The organism is Mesorhizobium sp. M0816 (genome assembly GCF_040320005.1).
Lineage (GTDB): Bacteria > Pseudomonadota > Alphaproteobacteria > Rhizobiales > Rhizobiaceae > Mesorhizobium.
On record NZ_JAMYOT010000109.1, the window covers coordinates 1 to 702 of the forward strand.

At 62.4% G+C, this 702-nt stretch carries 1 protein-coding gene and 1 pseudogene; both read right to left on the minus strand.

Annotated elements, in window-relative coordinates:
- Window positions 1-153, minus strand: a pseudogene (locus NKI17_RS36895) (IS630 family transposase); the annotation flags it as partial.
- A 209-nt stretch (window positions 154-362) separates the two neighbouring features.
- On the minus strand, window positions 363-702 hold a 340-nt coding region (locus NKI17_RS36900; protein ID WP_502894740.1), incomplete at its 5' end, for an MBL fold metallo-hydrolase.

Below are 702 nucleotides of genomic sequence, written 5' to 3' on the forward strand. Positions count from 1 at the left end.
GCCGCATGATCTCGACGGTGCCGGTGCCGTTGACGCTCAGCAGGATGATCTCGGCGCGCCAGACATGCTTCTGCGGCGTATTGCGATCCCGGATGAGCGCCGTAGTCGCTGGCGATCGGTTGGCGAAACGGTGAACGATATTCCTGCGCGCATGCAACAGACTCGCATGCGCACTCGTGAAAAGGAATCCCACCCCACTCTTATGTCACGCCCTGTCCGACGCCGATGCACATCGTGGCGAGCGCGAGCCAGCCTTGCATTTGCTAAGCCTCCAGCGCGGCCCTCCCGGCGATCCGCGCGCCGGACATGCCGAGCGCGGTCGCCCCCGCCGTTCGGGTTCGCGTGGTCGGCGTCCTCGGCGATTACGGCGGCTGATGATCCTCGAACCAGAATGATGACTGGCGTCGCGAGATAGTTCCCACCGACGGCAAGGGAAAATGCGATGTCATGACGATACGTCCATTGTCCGAGCAAGCCTCCAGGAATGCCCACCGCGTCCGACGTGCCTGATCAGGGTCCGTGTCGTACCGAAAGCTCCAGTCGGGGTATATGCATTGCATCGGCCAATGCATGAGATCGCCGGAAAACACTGCCCCTGTGCCTCGAGATCTCAGGCCGATGGCTACGTGCCCCGGGGTGTGGCCCGGCGTCGGCTCCAGCCACACTTCGCCATCGAGTTCATAATCCATATCGACAAGCACA